General features: G+C 58.9%; 1 protein-coding gene and 1 pseudogene. Both read right to left on the bottom strand.

What is annotated here, in order from left to right; genetic code table 11:
• A pseudogene (locus GOB87_RS17235) lies at nt 1–100 on the bottom strand (DUF6118 family protein); the annotation flags it as partial.
• A 133-nt stretch (nt 101–233) separates the two neighbouring features.
• A complete protein-coding gene (locus tag GOB87_RS16550; RefSeq protein WP_014106725.1) occupies nt 234–371 on the bottom strand; it encodes a hypothetical protein in 138 nt (45 codons plus the stop codon).
• Between the last annotated feature and the right edge of the window lie 184 nt (nt 372–555).

The following is a 555-nucleotide window of genomic DNA, read 5'->3' as shown; positions in this document are numbered from 1 at the left end:
CCCGCCACGCCTGCGGCAACGCTTCCACGCTCCGCCGGAGTACCGTCATTTCGGCGCACAGGTCCTCAAACGCGCGCGCTGCTGGATCTGTCTCGGACATCAGATATCCCCCCACAGATTGAAAACCCGCACACCAGCCGCCTCGAAAGGCGACACGTCGTGGCTGGCCAGAACACGCTGCTCCGAGACGGGCCTCCTCGTCTCCATGATCACGTTGGTATCAAGCAGCAGGATCATTCGAAGGACATTGCCTCGGCCGGGGTCTGATCGCGGGTCTGCAAGACCGCGATATCCTGATCACGCACACCGACCTCACGACCGATGGCCCCCAGAAGCGATCCTAGCCGAACGGCCGCTTCTTTTTTCTGCATGTCCTCTCCAGTCACCTCGCTGAAATCAGACAACCCGTTCCAGCCCCAGATGTGTCACAAACGGATCAAAGTCCCGGTCACTGTAAAGGAGCCGATACCCGCTTACGATACATCGTGTGGCAATCAGGGTATCAATGGTTTTCCGGATGGTGATGCCTCTGGCACGCAGGTCACGGAAATATCG

It is taken from the genome of Acetobacter estunensis (assembly GCF_011516945.1).
Classification (GTDB): domain Bacteria; phylum Pseudomonadota; class Alphaproteobacteria; order Acetobacterales; family Acetobacteraceae; genus Acetobacter; species Acetobacter estunensis.
This window is presented reverse-complemented; position numbering and strand designations above follow the sequence as displayed.